The 18,257-nt window shown below is 38.3% G+C and carries 16 protein-coding genes, 8 tRNA genes and 3 pseudogenes; 1 reads left to right on the top strand and 26 read right to left on the bottom strand.

Translation table 11 applies throughout. The features are described 5' to 3' along the window. Window positions 1-57: 57 nt before the first annotated feature. Entirely contained in the window at window positions 58-366 is a 309-nt protein-coding gene (locus EEI45_RS04510; RefSeq protein WP_013853133.1) for a PTS lactose/cellobiose transporter subunit IIA, read from the bottom strand. Between the two features lie 233 nt (window positions 367-599). Next, window positions 600-675: transfer RNA gene (locus EEI45_RS04505), tRNA-Thr, on the bottom strand. 40 nt (window positions 676-715) lie between these two features. Between EEI45_RS04505 and EEI45_RS04500 the strand changes: the two are divergent. Continuing rightward, window positions 716-1,222 (top strand): annotated as a pseudogene (locus EEI45_RS04500) (LURP-one-related/scramblase family protein); the annotation flags it as partial. Window positions 1,223-1,248: 26 nt separating this feature from the next. Here the strand turns inward: EEI45_RS04500 and EEI45_RS04495 are convergent. The 24 genes and pseudogenes from EEI45_RS04495 to EEI45_RS04385 all read right to left on the bottom strand — a co-directional run bounded on the left by EEI45_RS04495 (window position 1,249) and on the right by EEI45_RS04385 (window position 18,081). Continuing rightward, complete coding sequence (locus tag EEI45_RS04495) at window positions 1,249-1,665, bottom strand: PPC domain-containing DNA-binding protein (protein ID WP_125164294.1); 417 nt, start codon at window positions 1,663-1,665, stop codon at window positions 1,249-1,251. Window positions 1,666-1,763: 98 nt separating this feature from the next. Further along, entirely contained in the window at window positions 1,764-3,260 is a 1,497-nt protein-coding gene (locus tag EEI45_RS04490) for an ATP-binding cassette domain-containing protein (protein ID WP_125164293.1), read from the bottom strand. 115 nt (window positions 3,261-3,375) lie between these two features. Continuing rightward, window positions 3,376-3,858 carry a nucleoside 2-deoxyribosyltransferase gene (locus tag EEI45_RS04485; protein WP_125164292.1) on the bottom strand — a complete coding sequence of 161 codons (483 nt, stop codon included), beginning with the start codon at window positions 3,856-3,858 and terminating at the stop codon, window positions 3,376-3,378. A gap of 12 nt (window positions 3,859-3,870) precedes the next feature. Beyond that, a pseudogene (locus tag EEI45_RS04480) lies at window positions 3,871-5,557 on the bottom strand (Na/Pi cotransporter family protein). A 124-nt stretch (window positions 5,558-5,681) separates the two neighbouring features. Then, window positions 5,682-7,385: a Na/Pi cotransporter family protein gene (locus tag EEI45_RS04475; RefSeq protein ID WP_125164291.1), complete on the bottom strand. Its 1,704-nt coding sequence runs from the start codon at window positions 7,383-7,385 to the stop codon at window positions 5,682-5,684. A gap of 211 nt (window positions 7,386-7,596) precedes the next feature. Next, complete coding sequence (locus tag EEI45_RS04470; RefSeq protein ID WP_228410205.1) at window positions 7,597-7,947, bottom strand: GNAT family N-acetyltransferase; 351 nt, start codon at window positions 7,945-7,947, stop codon at window positions 7,597-7,599. Window positions 7,948-8,082: 135 nt separating this feature from the next. Continuing rightward, window positions 8,083-8,158, bottom strand: a tRNA-Ala gene (locus tag EEI45_RS04465). A 22-nt stretch (window positions 8,159-8,180) separates the two neighbouring features. After that, a tRNA-Ile gene (locus EEI45_RS04460) sits at window positions 8,181-8,257 on the bottom strand. 306 nt (window positions 8,258-8,563) lie between these two features. Continuing rightward, window positions 8,564-8,639, bottom strand: a tRNA-Ala gene (locus tag EEI45_RS04455). Between the two features lie 19 nt (window positions 8,640-8,658). Next, window positions 8,659-8,735 (bottom strand) — tRNA-Ile (locus tag EEI45_RS04450). Between the two features lie 165 nt (window positions 8,736-8,900). After that, window positions 8,901-9,341: a Dps family protein gene (locus EEI45_RS04445; RefSeq protein WP_125164290.1), complete on the bottom strand. Its 441-nt coding sequence runs from the start codon at window positions 9,339-9,341 to the stop codon at window positions 8,901-8,903. A 156-nt stretch (window positions 9,342-9,497) separates the two neighbouring features. Then, a tRNA-Ala gene (locus tag EEI45_RS04440) sits at window positions 9,498-9,573 on the bottom strand. Between the two features lie 264 nt (window positions 9,574-9,837). Beyond that, window positions 9,838-9,913, bottom strand: a tRNA-Ala gene (locus EEI45_RS04435). Window positions 9,914-9,931: 18 nt separating this feature from the next. Further along, window positions 9,932-10,008, bottom strand: a tRNA-Ile gene (locus EEI45_RS04430). Window positions 10,009-10,201: 193 nt separating this feature from the next. Further along, window positions 10,202-10,609 (bottom strand): 30S ribosomal protein S9, encoded by a 408-nt coding sequence (gene rpsI / locus EEI45_RS04425; protein WP_018579469.1) that lies wholly within the window; start codon window positions 10,607-10,609, stop codon window positions 10,202-10,204. Window positions 10,610-10,617: 8 nt separating this feature from the next. Then, entirely contained in the window at window positions 10,618-11,055 is a 438-nt protein-coding gene (gene rplM / locus EEI45_RS04420) for a 50S ribosomal protein L13 (RefSeq protein ID WP_125164289.1), read from the bottom strand. A 104-nt stretch (window positions 11,056-11,159) separates the two neighbouring features. After that, window positions 11,160-11,894 (bottom strand): tRNA pseudouridine(38-40) synthase TruA, encoded by a 735-nt coding sequence (gene truA, locus EEI45_RS04415; protein WP_125164288.1) that lies wholly within the window; start codon window positions 11,892-11,894, stop codon window positions 11,160-11,162. Next, window positions 11,894-12,691: an energy-coupling factor transporter transmembrane component T family protein gene (locus tag EEI45_RS04410; RefSeq protein WP_125164287.1), complete on the bottom strand. Its 798-nt coding sequence runs from the start codon at window positions 12,689-12,691 to the stop codon at window positions 11,894-11,896. Before EEI45_RS04410 ends, truA begins: the two co-directional genes overlap by 1 nt. Next, complete coding sequence (locus EEI45_RS04405) at window positions 12,688-13,536, bottom strand: energy-coupling factor transporter ATPase (RefSeq protein ID WP_125164286.1); 849 nt, start codon at window positions 13,534-13,536, stop codon at window positions 12,688-12,690. The genes EEI45_RS04410 and EEI45_RS04405 overlap by 4 nt, the downstream gene beginning before the upstream one ends. Continuing rightward, window positions 13,512-14,339 (bottom strand): energy-coupling factor transporter ATPase, encoded by an 828-nt coding sequence (locus tag EEI45_RS04400; protein ID WP_125164285.1) that lies wholly within the window; start codon window positions 14,337-14,339, stop codon window positions 13,512-13,514. Before EEI45_RS04400 ends, EEI45_RS04405 begins: the two co-directional genes overlap by 25 nt. A gap of 16 nt (window positions 14,340-14,355) precedes the next feature. Then, window positions 14,356-15,582, bottom strand: a pseudogene (pepT, locus tag EEI45_RS04395) (peptidase T). Window positions 15,583-15,663: 81 nt separating this feature from the next. Next, a complete protein-coding gene (locus tag EEI45_RS04390) occupies window positions 15,664-15,846 on the bottom strand; it encodes a hypothetical protein (protein ID WP_125164284.1) in 183 nt (60 codons plus the stop codon). Window positions 15,847-15,977: 131 nt separating this feature from the next. Continuing rightward, window positions 15,978-16,199, bottom strand: a complete 222-nt coding sequence (locus tag EEI45_RS09225; RefSeq protein WP_228410204.1) for an LPXTG cell wall anchor domain-containing protein — start codon at window positions 16,197-16,199, stop codon at window positions 15,978-15,980. A 217-nt stretch (window positions 16,200-16,416) separates the two neighbouring features. Beyond that, window positions 16,417-18,081 (bottom strand): 5'-nucleotidase C-terminal domain-containing protein, encoded by a 1,665-nt coding sequence (locus tag EEI45_RS04385; RefSeq protein WP_228410203.1) that lies wholly within the window; start codon window positions 18,079-18,081, stop codon window positions 16,417-16,419. Window positions 18,082-18,257: the final 176 nt, after the last annotated feature.

Here is an 18,257-nt window from a genome sequence, read left to right as displayed (position 1 = left end):
CTATCTAACTAATTGCATTGTACCATGTGCTAAATAATAAAAAAAGAGCCACAGCTCTTATTGAATTTTCTTGTGAATGTCAATAAGCTCTGTAGCCATAATTTTTAATACTTCTGCGCTCATCATTTGGTCTTCTGCGTGAATCAACAATAAATTGACTTGAGTAGCACCATTTTGAGCTTCTTGTTGAATTAATTGTGCATGAACACGATGTCCCTCAACAAATTGTTCTTCACCTTCAGCCATAAGCTGTTCTGCACGTTCGAAGTCGCCCTCTTTCGCTGCCTGAATTGCTTCCACAAAACATGAACGAGCCGACCCGTTAAATGAAATCATTTGAAAACTAAGTAATTCTAAACCTTCCATGATATTCTCCTTTATGTACAGTGTCATTATATCAAATTCATTTTCAAAATGGTAGCCCAATGTATTGAAATAATATTTCATAGATTTCCTTTAAATAAAGGACATAAACCCCTTACACTCAAATACTTATATGAAATGTTTTTTCTATATATTTCAAAACACATCCATCGACGACATGAATTGATTGTGATAAACTGAGACTGTAAAAAAAACACCATCTGGTGTAAATGTTATGGTGCCGGCTAGAGGACTTGAACCCCCAACCTACTGATTACGATTCAGTTGCTCTACCTATTGAGCTAAGCCGGCGTGATTAAATTGTACATCTCATTGACTTTCAAATCAAGACCTAAGGAGAAAAAATATGAAATTATATATAAAACAACACGTCTTCTCAATTCGTGATCGCTTTGAGGTCAAGGACGAAAACGGAACTACCGTATACACAGTCAAAGGCCCAGCCTTAACCATCGGTCGAAAATTTACAATTCAAGATGCAACACAAAAATCAGTTGCAACCGTAAAACAAAGACCATTTCGATTTTTATCTGAATATACCCTGATCACCCCTGATCACAAGATCAACTTAAAAAAGAACTTCACATTTTTAAAAATGAAATTTTCACTTAAACACCTTGATTGGAAACTAAGTGGTGATTATCTTGATCACCATTATAAAGTTACGTCCCGCGATAATACCATCATGACGATTTCAAAAAAATGGCTGCGTTGGGGTGATAGTTATGAACTTGATATTAATGACGATCGCAATGCATTAATATGTCTTTGTATCGCCATTGCCATCGACGCAGAACTTGCGAAATCTAAACAAACTGTTAATAATTCAAATACATAAAAAGAACGGAGGCCTCCGTTCTTTTTTTAACGCTCTTTACATACACTACCGGTAACTTCGATTTCAAGCTCCTTAAATCCAGATAATTCACCTTTAGTTCGTGTTAATTGATGATGTTCCAGCTCAATAATAACAATCTCTGCCGTTGACTTTACCGTACATCCCAGCGCTACGTGACCACCCATTACTTTAAATTCCAAATCACTGATGGAAGCGTGAATATGGTGTCCTCCTTGAGAAACGGTTCCCACACACGAAACAATTTCATATGGCCCTTTGAGTTGTATCTCTTTTTTATTATGTCCTTTTCGAAACACTACACTGGATAAACTGCCAACACAGGTTCCAATATAGCCTGATGTAATTTGAAATTTCTTACAGTAAGCATCAATTCCTTGCAATAAATCATCACCCGGCATTAAACGAATTACGTGTTCTTTCATAGTTCCACCATCCTTATCTTTTATTCTACTCGTTTTCACGCAAAGTCTCAAATTGATTCGAAAACAATTTTCTTCACAAAAAATTCACCCGGGAAATATTAAGATATTTTCTTAAGTCCAGATGCATCAAATGAATAAACATCATCCATCACTTCTTGAATCAGTGCACGATCATGCGTTACAGAAATAATCCCCCCTTGATAGTTATTAAGTAAGTGATAGATCACACCAACACTGAGTGGACTCAAGTTTCGTGTTGGCTCATCGAGAATGATTATTTTCGGATTCTTAAGAACTAATTTCAGCAGTGATACCTTAGCTTTTTGACCACCCGATAGCCGTTCCATCGGCGTGTTCATCTCATCCTCTGTAAATTTCAAACTCCCTAGATGATTTGTGATCAGACCACGTTCATCGCGGGACCCTTCAAGAACACAGTTTTCAATCGGTGACAAATCATAATCCAAGTTAAGATCGTAGGACTGATGCATCACACCGACATCTTCAGCATCAATTTCTTTTATTATTTCATGCAGAAACGTTGTCTTCCCTACACCATTGGACCCAACAATGGCAATGCGATCACGGCTATACACCACAATATCGAGATCACAAGCCAGAATACGTCCTTCTCGCACCAATTCATCAAGATGAAAATCTAAGATCTTTTTTTGATGGATTCTCGCTTGTTCCTCAAACGATAGCTTGATCGCACCTTCAAAATCGCGTTTTTCCGGCACGACTTCCCGCTCAAAACGTCGCTCCATCGATTTTATCGTATGCATTTTTTTCTTCAAAAGACGTCCTTTTGCTGGATCTTGACGGGTTTGTGTCCGTTGACGATGCTCTACTTTTTGGTATAACTGATGCCATCGCGCTTCTTGTTTTTGTTTTTCTTTTTGACGCAACTTAACATCATGATTATGTTTTTGAATCTGACTGAGAAAGGCATCACAATATCCTTGATAATCACCTTCATAGACTGTAACATGTGAGCGTGTTTTACGATGTGTTTGTTCAAGATGAACAATACGATTCGCACACGTTTGCAAGAACATGACTTCATGCGATACAAAGATAATGGGTTTGGTTTGCGCAAGCATCCACCCTTCGAGCCACATTAACGTTTCTAAATCTAAGTCATTGCTGGGCTCATCCAGAAGATAACAGTCACATGGATGCACCATCAACTGTAATAACTGCAAGCGCACGCGCTCCCCACCACTATATGAGTGCATGGGACGATTTAAATCCTCCATTTCAAAATGAGGTAAGACTTCCTTCATTTTCCGAGACACATCACCATATCGATTCCATTGTTCTTTAATGATATACGAAAGCGCATCTTGTTCAAGCAACGTTCGAGGCATTTCTTGACTCAGATAGCCAAATACCACATGACGACTGTTTAGCGTCCTTGAAACATGAAGCTCATCTAAAGAATTATCTTGGACGAGTGCCTTAAGGGTTAGACTTTTTCCATTCCCTTCCTCACCAATTAATGCGACGCGATCATTTTGATTTAAAGACATAGAAAAAGGCGCGATAAGCTCGCGCCCTGCTTCCGTCTTAATATTAAGACTAAAATTAAACATGACAAAACTTCCTCCTATTTTATTATTAATGATTTAGAAAGAAATTCTGTCCATGTTCCCACCGCCTTGTTATTGATACTATACCCAAAAACAAAGGTGGTGTCAAACAGGTCAATTATTGACCTAATATTTCACCAATAAGTTCAATAAGTGTTTGTTCATCCGTTACGACTGTTCCCTTAAGTTTGATAAGACCCACAGTGTACAAATTCACATAAGAAAATTGTGATTCCGCAACTTCACGCAAAGCATTGATTTTTTCTGCGTTGTCAGCCCCTTGTTGACGACTATCCGTATAGAGTCCGATCATCGGAATATTTGCTTGATAGGCAACACCCACCTCTGATGCGACACCGGCATCAATGGTTTGCCCATCCAATACCGCAACAATAAGATCTGATTTCAAAAGCGCATCCGTGTCTGCCTGTGCAATCATCATGGAATTCGCATAACTATTCTTATCGTTAATTTCCATCTGTTCCTGAGGAAGATAGACCTCCACATTTGGGTAAACCGATCGAATTTGTGCAACAACTTCCGCATTATAACGAAACTCCATATGCGTAAACAATGGACTTGCAAAATAAATTTTCTTCATAATATCCCCCTTTTAGTGTTCGTCAGAAGTATGCAACTTCACAGCCGAGAACATATTCCGTGCAATATTAACGCCATGATCTCCAATACGTTCAAGAATACCTAAAATATCAATATAGATTGAGCTCGTAACCTTTGCATCGCAGATTCCTTCTGCCATGCGTTGAAAGTGCTTCTCGCGGTATTTCTCTTCAATAAGATCCATATACTCTTCATCACGACATAGAGATTCAAATCCTGATAAATCCTCACGTTCAAATATTTTCGTTGAACGCTTCAACATATCCATAAGCAGTTGGTACATAGTATCCAAATCACGAAGCGCGTCTTCTGAAAACGACTCACGATTCTCAAAACTCATTTTATAAAATTCCACTAGATTTGTCGAGAGGTCACTCATGCGTTCATAATTCTTTATTATTTCTAAGTTTTTGGTGTATTCTTCGGTAATATGTCCGGAAACATCCGTTTGCTTCGCAATTTCGAGTAAATATTTAGTAAGATCTGTATCTAAACCATTCACCATTTCCTCAAGTTGCATCACAACATCATAATCTTCCATATCTCGCGAATGCAAGAACTGATTCGACGTTTCGACTGATTCTAGAACTAAATCTGCCATTTTCACCGTCGTTTTACGTGCTAATTGAAGCGCCCCTTCTGGAAAGGTTCCAATCAAACCGTAATCAAGAGGTTTAATCTTTTCACGTTCTTTGATTTTATCTTCACCAGGAATTAAAAATTCCATCAAACGAATAAACGCTGGTACAAAAGGTATGATCACAATCGCGAAAATTAGATTAAAAAAGAAATGGTTCAGTCCCACCGCAAAAGCGAGTGAGCCACCAATTAATTCATTAACACTTACCATAAAGGCAGCGTAAAGCTCTATGAATATCATAACAATAATTGCCCCTGTAAAGTTAAAAATTACATGAAACCATCCGGCGCGTCGCGTTGACACGGACCCACCAATGGATGCAAGCACTGCCGTAAGTGTCGTTCCAATATTCGAACCAAATACAAAGGCAGAAGCCGCAACCATCGACATACCGCCGTTCGCATAAATCTTTTGAACAAGTGCGATGACTGCCATAGAAGAATTAATAATTGCCGTCGCTATGGTACCTGCAAAAAGAGCAAGCCAAGGACTTTGTGACATTTTAAGCATAAATGCTTCAAAGAATGGATACTATTGAATGAGGATTAACTTATCACTCATCAGTTTTAAACCAACAAAAGTAATTCCAAAGCCAAATAAAATCTGACCGATATTTTTATATTTTTTGCGTTTTGAAAATGCAATAATCATCGCACCTACAAATAAAAATAAAACCCAATTCATCAACATTTAAACCAATCATTAACGCGGTTACCGTTGTTTCTACGTTCGCTCCAATTGAAATACCAATCGCTTGATCCAAACGCATTAACCCTGCGCGTACTAAACTAATTGAGATAACCGTTGCGGCAGTACTTGATTGCATGATTGCAGTAATTGCAACACCAACTAAAATCGCCATCACGGTATTACTCGTGTATTTTTCAATATAATCTCGTATTTTAGGCCCTGCGGCTTCCTTTAATCCTTCTCCAAGAAATTTAATTCCAAGAATAAAAAGGCCGAATCCACCTAGAATGACATTAATACCCAAATCCGAAAACGATGGATTTTGAGTTGCCAAGAATAAACTATTCATTCTTTCCTCCATAAAAAAAATTTAGACCATCACCATAATATCACAATATCAATCAAGCATGGTATATATTTCTTTAAAAGAGTTAAAAGAAAAAAACTGAAACTTATGCGTTTCAGTTTTCGGTTTAATTATTTGATTTTAAAATAACATCTTCACGATTCGCATGCACACCAACTGCGGAATGCACATAACCTGAAACATTAACGCCATGATCGCCAATACGTTCTAAAATACCGAGAACGTCAATGAAGATAGAACTTGCAACCTTTTCATCACAAATCCCTTCCGCCATGCGTTGGAAATGTTTCTCACGATATTTATCTTCAATCAAGTCTAGATACTCCTCATCGCGGATTAAAGCATCAAAACGCGTTAAATCCTCAGTATCAAAGATTTTGAGTGAACGACGCATCATATCCATAAGAAGTTTATACATTGTATCTAAATCATGCAAAGCATCTTCAGAGAAATTCTCACGATTTTCAAAAACCATACGATAAAACTCAACGAGATTGGTTGATAAATCACTCATACGTTCATAATTTTTAATAACTTCTAAATACTTTGTATACGTATCCGCGATATGTGAATCAGAATTACTATGTTTCATAATTTCAAGGAGGTACTCCGTCAATTCCGTATCCAACTGGTTCACCATACCTTCAAGTTGCATGACAATCTCATAATCCTCGTCATCCTTAGAATGTAAGTAACCATGGGATGCATCCACGGCTTCCAGAACCAAGTCACCCATTTTGGTGGTGCGTGCTTTTGCCAGTTGAAGCGCGCCTTCTGGATAAGTATGAATAATATCACGATCAAGAGGTTTCAGTTTTTCACGACTTCTAATTTTATCTTCACCAGGAATTAAAATCTTAAGAAGACGTATAAAGGCTGGAACAAACGGAATTACCAGAATTGCAAAGAACAGGTTAAATACAAAATGCGCAATTCCCACGGCCATAGCATCCGTACCACCCATTAAGGCATTAATTTTTAAAATAAATTGTGAATAAGGTGTTACAAATAACATCATCAAGACTGCCCCAATAACGTTAAACATTGTATGGAACAAACCAGCACGACGTGTTGCAATGGAACCACCCATTGACGCAAACAATGCTGTCACCGTCGTACCAATATTTGAACCAAATACAAACGCCGTCGCAGCAACCATGGACATACCACCGTTACCATAAATCTTTTGAACAACCGCAATTGTTGCGGAAGATGAATTAATAATTCCAGTTAACACCGTACCACCTAACATCGCAAACCAAGGATGATCAGAGAGTTGCACCATTAACGCTTCAAAAAATGGCATTTGTTGTATAAGCATGAGCTTTTCACTCATAATTTGTAACCCAACGAATGTTAAACCAAATGCAAGAACAACTTGTCCATAGTTTTTAATATCACGACGTGACGCAAAGAGCACCATCATTGCCCCAATAAATAAGAAGAAATAACCCATTTCATCAATATTTAATCCAACGATAATCGCCGTTACAGTCGTACCAATATTTGCGCCTAAAGAAATTCCGATTGCTTGATCTAAGCGCATTAAGCCCGCGCGAACAAGCGAAATGGAAATAACCGTAGCCGCAGAACTCGATTGCATAATTCCTGTAATCAAAGCCCCCACTAAAATTGCAGAAAAAAGATTGCTCGTATATTTATCAATATAATCCCGCATGCGGTTTCCCGCTACTTTTTTAAAACCATCTCCCAATGAATTAATTCCCAACATGAATAAACCGAACCCACCTAAAATTACGTGAATTCCCAAATCCATAATAGACTGTGATTGTGCAGCCAATAATTGCATAGTATGCCTCCATTTATAAAATTCGACCATTCTCATGATACCACGTGAAAAAACGGTGAATATGAAATTAAATTAACATTTCTCAAATAAAGCATGTAAATCGAAAAAAAAACACACTCAAACCACCCTAGAACGCTTCATATGTAAGATTGGGAACGGACGACCTGCATCATCACACTCTGAACGGTCATACACCTCAAAACCCAAATGTTCATAAAATCCCCCGCGCTTGATAATTTTGTTCATTCACATCAACTCGATTTACAGAGAATTCTGAAATCGCATAGTGGATGAGACGCGAACCCACACCGTGCCCTCGAGCAGATGCATCAAGAAAGAGCATCTCGACCTTTTGATTTAATACGTCCATAAACCCTGAAATCATATGATGATCCTCATAGACAACGACTGCATCCATTGATGCAAATGCGGTATGAACTTCTGGACGCATCGCATCAATCATTGCTTCAGTAATAAAATCATGCGTATCACGCACAGACTGCTCCCATACATCCACAAGTCGCATCACGTCATCATGATGTAAATCAATTGTTTTAATCATCCTACCACCTCTTATCCTTATTATAACGGGAAATGAGTTCACAACAGGGACATTTTGTCGACAGTTCTATGTATTATTGTGATAAACATCCCCATACAAAAAAAGCATAACCGTAGTCATGCGTTAATTTATATATGGTGGAGCTTAACGGGATCGAACCGTTGACCTCCTGCGTGCAAGGCAGGCGCTCTCCCAGCTGAGCTAAAACCCCAAATCTTATTGTCAAGTAAAAATGGTGGGCCTGAATGGATTCGAACCAGCGACCTCACCCTTATCAGGGGTGCGCTCTAACCAACTGAGCTACAGGCCCATTTCCTTGACTGCCTTAATAATATACCACCCAAAACATAGTGTGTCAATAAGATTTTCAAACAATTATCACTTTTTACGCTATCGTGCTTTTACATCACCCTATATGCCGTAAATGTTCCAAATTCAGCAATCCGAACACACTCAAGACATCATCAAGGATGAGGACATCCAAAGACTCTAAAACGTATCGAATCGTCTCTAAATAAGAGAACACGGACTCTCTCATTCACTCATCAAATCTATAATAAAAAAACGTTCATACAAGGATCATCGATCTCAGTAGAACGTTTACAAATTGATAAATTGGTGGAGCTTAACGGGATCGAACCGTTGACCTCCTGCGTGCAAGGCAGGCGCTCTCCCAGCTGAGCTAAAACCCCAAAATTTAAACAAAAGAAATGGTGGGCCTGAATGGATTCGAACCAGCGACCTCACCCTTATCAGGGGTGCGCTCTAACCAACTGAGCTACAGGCCCATTTCTTAACTGCCTTAATAATATACCACTCTCAAACACCCATGTCAACACGAAATGAGTCAAATCAAACAAATAAAAAAATAAAACAAAAAACGTGATTAAACCGCGACAAAATAAGTTCAAATATAAAAAAAAGAGCATCAAAAGATGCTCTAAAATAACAACTTAGTCACGAATGTAAGTATTAAACATCCATAAGTTTTTGCCAAGATCTTGTGACACTGCCGTAAAGTAGTCCGCAGTTCCAGGGTCGTTTGCTGCTTCAGCAAGTTCAACCAATCGTAATGCAGAACGATTCATGTGTTCAAAATCAACAATAAGGTGCTCAAAACCTTCTTTTGCTGTTTTCCAAGATTGATCCAATTCTTTAATCGAAGTCATTTTTAGGACTTCTGCTAAGTTTCCTACAGGCTTTGATCCGATTGTTAGAAGGCGTTCAGCAACTTCATCAATACGTTCTTCTGCTTCTTCATAATAGGTGTCCATTTGTTCGTGAACAGGGAAGAAGCCTTCACCTTTTAAGAACCAGTGGATATTATGAATTTTCATACCCAAAACAATTTGATCAGCCAAAAATACATTCATTTCTTCATACAAGTTATTCATCTCAAAATCCTCCTATATGTATAGTATAACGCCGATACCTAAATATTTGCAATGAAATGACTGTGATAATCTTGTGCCCAATCATCACACAATTCAAGATTAAACTACGAATCGCAATAAAAAAACGACATCTGATGTCGTTTGTTATTTGAAATTTGGTGGAGCTTAACGGGATCGAACCGTTGACCTCCTGCGTGCAAGGCAGGCGCTCTCCCAGCTGAGCTAAAACCCCATGTATTTCGTGTATTTATAATATCACAGGTTCCTAAAAAAAACAATAGTAAATTCAGCAATATAGTATATATTTCCAATATATTTACACCTCTTTATTTGGGCGCTCCTAAGCGTTAAACGGTATGTATGCCAGTTATAGTTATAAATGCATCAAACAGGGCTTAGAATCGCTAAAACGCCTGGATAAGTGATAATTTCACCCTTCCAAATTTTGAAGTATCAATAAAAAAAGCCATTCATTGAATGGCTTTTAATTTAAAATTGGTGGAGCTTAACGGGATCGAACCGTTGACCTCCTGCGTGCAAGGCAGGCGCTCTCCCAGCTGAGCTAAAACCCCAAAAATTTATTAAAGAAATGGTGGGCCTGAATGGATTCGAACCAGCGACCTCACCCTTATCAGGGGTGCGCTCTAACCAACTGAGCTACAGGCCCATTTCTTAACTGCCTTAACAATATATCATCTATAAATAAGGGTGTCAATTGATATTTCTAAAATTGTGAAAATTCCTTTAGGAACAATCACAATCGTGATTTTAGTGCATCATTTTTAACACACCCATCCTGTGAATAAGATAAAAAAAACTCCCACCGAAGTGAGAGTTTCCAAAATTGAAAATCTTTGAGATTAACGTTTTGAGAATTGAGGTGCACGACGAGCGCCGCGTAGACCTGGTTTTTTACGTTCCTTAGCACGTGGATCACGTGTAACGAATCCAGCTGCTTTTAACAATGGACGGTAATCTGCTGATGCTTCCATTAAAGCACGAGTAATACCATGACGGATTGCTCCGGCTTGACCTGTTAAACCGCCACCTTTAACATTAACGTTTACGTCAAATGTATCTTGAGTTGAAGTAACTTCAAATGGTGAACGAACTGTCATACGTAATAGTTCTGAAGGCAAATGCTCTTCAATTGGTTTGTGATTAATTGTAATCACACCTGTTCCAGGAGTTAAATAAACACGAGCAACAGATGTCTTACGACGTCCTGTACCTAGGTATTGTACAGCGTTTTTATTTTTTGTTGTCATATATTCTCCTATCCCTTAATAACCATTTCCACAGGTTGTTGTGCTGCGTGAGGGTGGTTTTCGCCCTTGTATACAAATAAGTGTGTACGTTGTTTATCGCCTAAACGTGTATGTGGTAACATACCATGAATAGCTCTTTCAACCCATTCGATTGTGTATGTTTCGCGCATTGTACGTGTTGAACGCTCTCTCATACCACCTGGGTAGTGTGAGTGATTGTAGTACATTTTCTTATATTCTTGATCTCCACTGACTTTAATCTTGTCAGCGTTGATTACGATTACGTAATCTCCACCATCAACGTTAGGTGTGTATGAAGGTTTGTGTTTACCACGTAATACATGTGCAACTTCACTCGCAAGACGACCTAATGTCATGTTTGTTCCGTCGACGATGTACCATTGGCGTACAACCTCTGCTGGTTTCGTCATAGTTGTTTGACGCATAATAATTTCCTCCTAAACCAAAAGTAGTTTCCGGGGCTACTATTGGCATAAAGTGCCGATTACTATTGTATGCTTTTTAAAGGCTCATGTCAAGAAAACAAGCTTTATTTATAGTTAACTTCCTTCAAGTATAAACCACAAGCATCAATATTGTAGGAAACACTGTTTTTATCTGCTTCTTTGAGCATCAAATTGATATCGTGAGGTGTACATTTACCACTCCCACATGCAACACATGTCGCAACGATCATGCGAACCATATAACGCAAAAATCCATCTCCAGAAACTACAAAACTTAATTGATCACCCGCTACGATGAGATCAAAATCAGTAATGGTTCGAACCTGATTTTCAATTTCATCAAGACCGGTCGCATTGAATGAAGTAAAATCATGCGTTCCAATAAAAACTTGCATTGCTTCTCGAACAGCTTGAAGATCTAAAGACTTATTGTATTGATAAACATAGTTTCGTTCGAAAAGATTGTAAGACCCCATGTTTAACCGATATTCATACGTTTTCGACACAACATCAAAACGAGCATGAAAATCAGAATGAACTGGATGGATATCTGTTATTGAGATATCATCGGGTAAAAGTGTATTAAGTGCACGAAACAATTGTTTTTCGTCCATATTTACGATGTTATCAAAATGAAAGACTTGACCTAAGGCATGAACGCCTGCATCGGTGCGTCCTGATCCACTGATATGAATTGGAACTTTATTGATTCTTGTGAGGACTGATTCAATTTCAGTTTGAATACAACGACCTGACGGCTGTTTTTGCCAGCCTTTAAACATAGATCCATCGTATTGAACTGTCGCTTTAAATCGCATTAGAAGCGCCCCATTCCAATTACAGCAATGAGGATCATGATACAGAGAAACAGCATCATCCAATCCGAAGCAGTAATTTTAAGTTGCTTATAACGGGTTCGGGTTTTACCAGGATAATAACCACGTGCTTCCATTGCATCCGCTAGATCTTCCGCACGATGGTAAATTGAAACAAATAAAGGAATCAACATAGAAATTGCACCGTTTATTTTCTCTTTAAATGTGCCCTCTTTGAGATCAACCCCACGACTCGCTTGAGCATCCATTATTCGTTGCGTGTCTTCAATAAGCGTTGGGATAAAGCGAAGCGCAATCGAAATCATCATCGCGATTTCATGAGAAGGCACGCCAATTTTCTTCAAGGGATTCAACAAATCTTCAATACCAAGTGTTAGATCGAGGGGTGCCGTTGTTGCCGTCAGCAGTGTTGTGACCATAATCATCAAGACTAATCGCGTAACAATAAATGCCGTTTGATATAGTGCTCCGCTGTATATTTTAAAGAAACCAACATGTACCAACAATTCCCCATCTCGTATTAGAAACATATTCATCACAAATAAGAAGATAAGCATAAACATCATCGGTTTAATTGATTTCAGAATAAATTTAAATGTTAATTTGGAGGCAAGGATTGCACATACAAAAAAGAGGAAGAGCAACCCATTCGCCCAAACATTTTTAACCATAAAAATCGATACCATTAAGACAAGCATTGCAATAATTTTAATTCGCGGATCCATTTTATGAATTTTAGAATCGAGTGGGACATAACGACCGAGTGCAATATCGTTCATTTTAATTCCCCCTTGATCATTCCAGCAATCTCATCAAGTTCTAAAGACGAGTCTGTATCAAAACCACGCTTTTTGAGTAGTTGCTTCAACTGCAATATTTTCGGCGCTACAAAGCCCAAGGTCTCAAGCTTGTTTGGATCGTCAAAGAATTCCTTAACAGGTCCATCGTAATAGACGCGGCCTTGATTTAGCACTAAAACATTATCTGCATATCTTAGGACATGATCCATATCATGGGTAACCATAATCACTGTTTTGTTCATCTCTTGATTCAATCGAACAAATAAATCCATCATGTCCTTGCTTCCTTGTGGATCCAAGCCTGCAGTCGGTTCATCAAGAACGATTACATCTGGATTGGTTGCAAGAACCCCTGCAATTGCAACGCGACGTTTTTGGCCTCCTGAAAGATCTAAAGGCGATCGCTCCCATATTTCCGGTTGAATTCCAACAAGATTTAATGATCGGGCAACGTTCTCTTGAATTTGTTTCTCATCAAAACCAAAATTCTTCGGTCCAAAAGCAACATCTTTGTAAATCGTTTCTTCAAAGAGTTGCATCTCTGGAAATTGAAATACCAAGCCAACCTTTGAACGTAATTGCTTCAAATTACGTGTTTTATCATTTGCTTGTATTTTATGGTCTAAGATTGTTACCCTGCCATGACTGGGCTGGATAAGTCCATTCAAATGTTGGACCAAAGTTGATTTACCACTTCCTGTTGCTCCAATAATGGCCGTAATCTTACCTGTTTGGATGGATGTATTAATATCCGTCAACGCATGATGGGAAAATGGCGAATTGGGTGCATAAACATAACTTACATTTTCGAATGTAATTGACATAATTCTTCCACCATCCCTTCTAAATCATATGGCGTTGATAATGTAATTCCATAAGCCTTCATTGCTTGGTAAAATTTAAGACTAAAAGGAATATCCAATGAGAGTTTAACCAAACGTTCCGCGTGAACTAAAATTTCTTCTGGAGTTCCTTGCATTGCAATTTTTCCGTCATTCATAACGATGACATAATCACTCATTGTCACTTCTTCGATATCATGGGTAATGGATAAAATGCTCATTTTATTTTCTGTATGCAATTCATGAACGAGATCATTCACTTCTTTTCGACCCTTGGGATCAAGCATGCTTGTTGCCTCATCTAAAACTAACAACTCCGGTTGCATGGCTAAAACACCTGCAATTGCAACACGTTGTTTTTGTCCTCCACTTAATTTAGTAGGTTCATGACTCAGAAAATCTTCCATCCCAACACGTTTTGAATACGCGTGGATCAAAGCATCCATCTCACTTGGATCAATCATTCGATTTTCCAATCCAAATGCGATGTCATCGCGAACAGTGGAACCAATAAACTGGTTGTCCGGATTTTGAAATACGATTGCAATTTTCTCGCGTATATCATATACATTGTCAGGATTTAAACGTAAATTATCAATTTCAATGGTTCCTTCTTTACAATCAAGTAATCCGATTATTAGTTTTGCAAGGGTAGATTTACCACTTCCATTATGACCAATTACGGTTACATAATCCCCTTTTTTAACATCAAATGATACGTTATCAATAGCATTTCTTGAACCATCATATGAAAACGTTAATCCATTAACTGCTAATTGTTTCAACTCTAATCACTCCAAACTAGCGCTCTGTATTTAATTCTGAAATCGCAATAATTAATTCTGTAGCTTTTGCCATTGTTTCCACGACCGCAAACTCATGTTTACCGTGGAAGTTTTCACCACCTGTAAAGAGGTTGGGAGTTGGTAATCCCATGTAAGAAAGACGTGATCCATCGGTACCACCACGTACTGGCGCAATAATAGGTTCAACACCAATGGAAACCATTGCCTTCTTTGCAAGTTCAACAATACTCATATCTTTTTCAATAATGTTTTTCATATTGTAGTATGTATCCGTTGTTTTTACAGAAACACAGTCATAACCATATTTTTCATTAAGTTTTGATGCAATGGTGTCCAACATTGCTTTACGACTTATCAATCGATCCATATCATGATCACGAATGATAAATGACATCGTTGCATCTTCAATAGTTGAACTCATTTCGGTTAATAAGTAAAATCCTTAATAACCCTCAGTGTGTTCAGGTCGCTCGTGAACTGGTAACATCACAAAGAATTCATGCGCTACCACAGAAGCATTTACCATTGTATCTTTTGCAGAACCGGGATGTACCGAAACACACTTCACCGTAACAACGGATTCCGCCGCATTAAATGTTTCCTATTCCATTTCGCCTAAAGCACCACCATCAACAGTATAGGCAAAATCAGCCCCAAATGCTTCAACATCAAAACTTTCAGCCCCTGTACCGATCTCTTCATCAATGGTAAACGCAATTCGAATAGCTCCATGTTTTACCTCTGGATGCTCAATAAGATATTCCATGGCAGTCATAATTTCCGTAACTCCAGCTTTATTATCGGCGCCAAGTAACGTTGTACCATCTGTCACAATTAATGTTTTCCCTACGTAATTTTTAAGGGATGGAAACATCGATACTTTAGAAACTATATTAAGTTCTTCATTTAAAACGATATCAGATCCGTCGTAGTTTTCAATAACACGAGGATTTACATTCTCTGAATTAAAATCAGCTGTATCCATGTGCGCAATAAATCCAATGGTCGGTACCTCCTCATCAACATTTGATGGGCAAAGCGCCGTCACAATTCCAAATTCATCCATATGAACTTTTTCAAGACCGATTTGAATACACTCATTATAGAGAACCTCAGCTAAATCAAATTGGTTTTTCGATGATGGAAGCGTTTGGGACGCCGCATCGGAACGGGTATTAATTTTTGTATAACGAACAAGTCGTTCTATTAGTGTCTTTTTCATTATTTACCTCACCTTTTTATGTGTTTACTTATGATATTTTATCATATTTGAGACCGTAAAACTAAAAAAAGCTTAGTTTTACTAAGCTTCTTCCGATTCATCAATTTCTTGTGCAAGTTCTGAGACCGTATCTTCAGCTGATCGGCTAATTTCATCGAGAGTTTCAATCGTTTTCTCAACATGCTTTTTGTTATTTTGATTCATATAATAACCTGCAGCTCCAATTGCGGCGCCAAGAATTGCGAGTGGAAATACTTTTTTCATACATGATCCTCCCTTTCTTATCTATTACTATTCTACCACAGATTCAAGTGGAAATTAAAGTTATAAGACGCGGAAGATTGTGTAAACTTCGTGTTAATTCTAATATTCATTCTTGATATTTATTTAGCCTCTTATTTCTTATTAGTTATTGATTTCTTTTTGTGAATTCCTCTCACAAAAATCCAGCCAAGAACTGTTAAACCGCTCCCTAGACCGTAAGTAAAACGATTGTTGATTCCTGTTTTGGGTAAGGTCGAAATATTTAAACTTTCTTGTTCACTTGATAGAATTGGATCTTTTGTACCGATTCCAGGTGTTTCCGGTTTTTCAGGAACCACGATTGGCTTCTTCATGTCTTTAAGTTTGAGATTCGCAATCGCCGCTTCAATCTGCTCAATCGCTTTATTAATATCGGCTTGTGAAACAGGCGAAGCGGTTCTCTTGCTTAGCGTCTGAAGGTAAGATTCTCCGATAGCAATCGCATCTTGAAGGTTTTGAAAACTATCTTCTGGATAATCCTTCGCCTTAATTGCCTTTGCTTTATCAAGATTTGCTCAAGCGCTCCAAATTCTAAGGAGATACACCTGGGCTGGCATAATCTTTTTCAAGAATCGAAATAATTCGTTGCGGAATTTGGGTTTCATCATAGCGTCCCCAATCGATAAATGCGTTATGTTCTATAAAATCTGCGAAGACTGCATCAAGGGATGGTCCTTCTTCACGCGCACCACCCAACATCGAGTATCCATCGCCACCAGCAGCAAGAAAATCATTGGTCGCCATGTAATAAGTTTTTTCGAAATCAATTGGAACGAATTGATCCTGATTAGCATCATAAATTTCAATTCTTAGGACGCGACTGGATGCATCTTTTGTGGGATCATAATGGATGCGGATCGTATCCGATACATGTAAGAAACCTCCATTTGAACCTAATTTTGGAAGTCCATGATTATCAAGAGCATCTTGCACATCAGTACGCAGCGAGAACTCGAACATATCCCAAACTTGTTGGCCGTTTACCGAAATTTGAGCCATTACATTCCCAAAGGGCAATACACTGATGACATCACCTAATGTTATCGGTCCTTTCGAAAGATTTGCCCGAATACCACCACCATTAATGACCGCGAAATCTGTAGGATTTTTAAATCCTTCTTTTCCATAAGCTACCATCGAGTCGGTAATGATATTACCCAAGTTTGTTTCTTGAACACGTACCCAATCCCGTTGACCTTGGAATTCAATCATATTGTTTTCTTTAATGACTTTCGCGACGAGATCTGAATATGCCGCATCTGAAGTTTGAATAATATTCATTATTTCTGGATCTGGTTGATTTGCAATGTCCTTTAAGGGAATTAATTTCGCAACACTTGAACCGAAATCATCTAGATTAAGCGTTACAAGTCCTACGTTGTTTAAATGCTCTCCGGTTTGAACTAAGATTACATTATCCCCGACATGAATTCCATTTTCAATAGGCGTATGAGAATGACCATCTACAATGAGAATCTTCTTATCTTTCATACTACTGTTTTCAGATAAAGATTGTGCTAGCGTATCTGAGCGCCATGCATTTTTAGTTTCATTATCAATACCGAGATGTGTTAAGACAACATAAAAATCAACATCCTGATAGTCTTCTTTTAGAATTTCATGTGTAACGGTTGGAATTGGGTCCAACCATGATATGCCTTCAATATTTTTAGGATGCGTTTTAGTCTGAGTTTCAGGAGTTGTTGCCCCAATCACCGCAATTTTATAACCATCCTTTTCAATAAGGGCAGCGTTTGAATTTGGTTTTGAAATAAGCGTCGACTCTTTAAAGACTTTTTGATTTGACTCAGTATAGACCGTATTTGATGAAAGGACTGGAAACTTTACGTTTGAACCAAAACCTTCCGCTTCACCTAATGCAACCGCCGTACCAAAATCAAACTCGTGGTTTCCAACGACCATTGCATCATAGCCAACGGCATTCATGATTTTTGCCATACTTGCACCCTTATCTACATTTGAAATCGGTAGACCTTGAAAGGCATCGCCACCATCGACTAATAGTAGTGGATTTATCTCATCTTTTAGTGTCTTAATGTGTGCAAGCCCAAGCGATTTCGTACCAAAACGACCGTGCATATCATTGGTGTGCATAATCGTAACAGTATTTTGCGCTTGTATCGAAGTATCTGCAGCCACAGAGAGGACTGTAGATCCAGGAGTAATAAGTGTCAAAAGCGATAAAACAAGAAGTACTATTTTCGGTTTTCATCATAACTTCCTCCTACCATATCAATCGTAAGAAATTAAAGATGTAAGTTCAAGCATGAACTGATGAATTCGATGCAGTTGGTGCATTTCCGCAACTTAAAGCCATTTATCAAAACGAAATAAATAAAGTGCTTATTGCT

It is taken from the genome of Erysipelothrix piscisicarius (assembly GCF_003931795.1).
Taxonomy (GTDB): domain Bacteria; phylum Bacillota_I; class Bacilli_A; order Erysipelotrichales; family Erysipelotrichaceae; genus Erysipelothrix; species Erysipelothrix piscisicarius.
The sequence above is the reverse complement of the archived record's forward strand: the minus strand, read 5'-3'. Positions and strand labels throughout refer to the sequence as shown.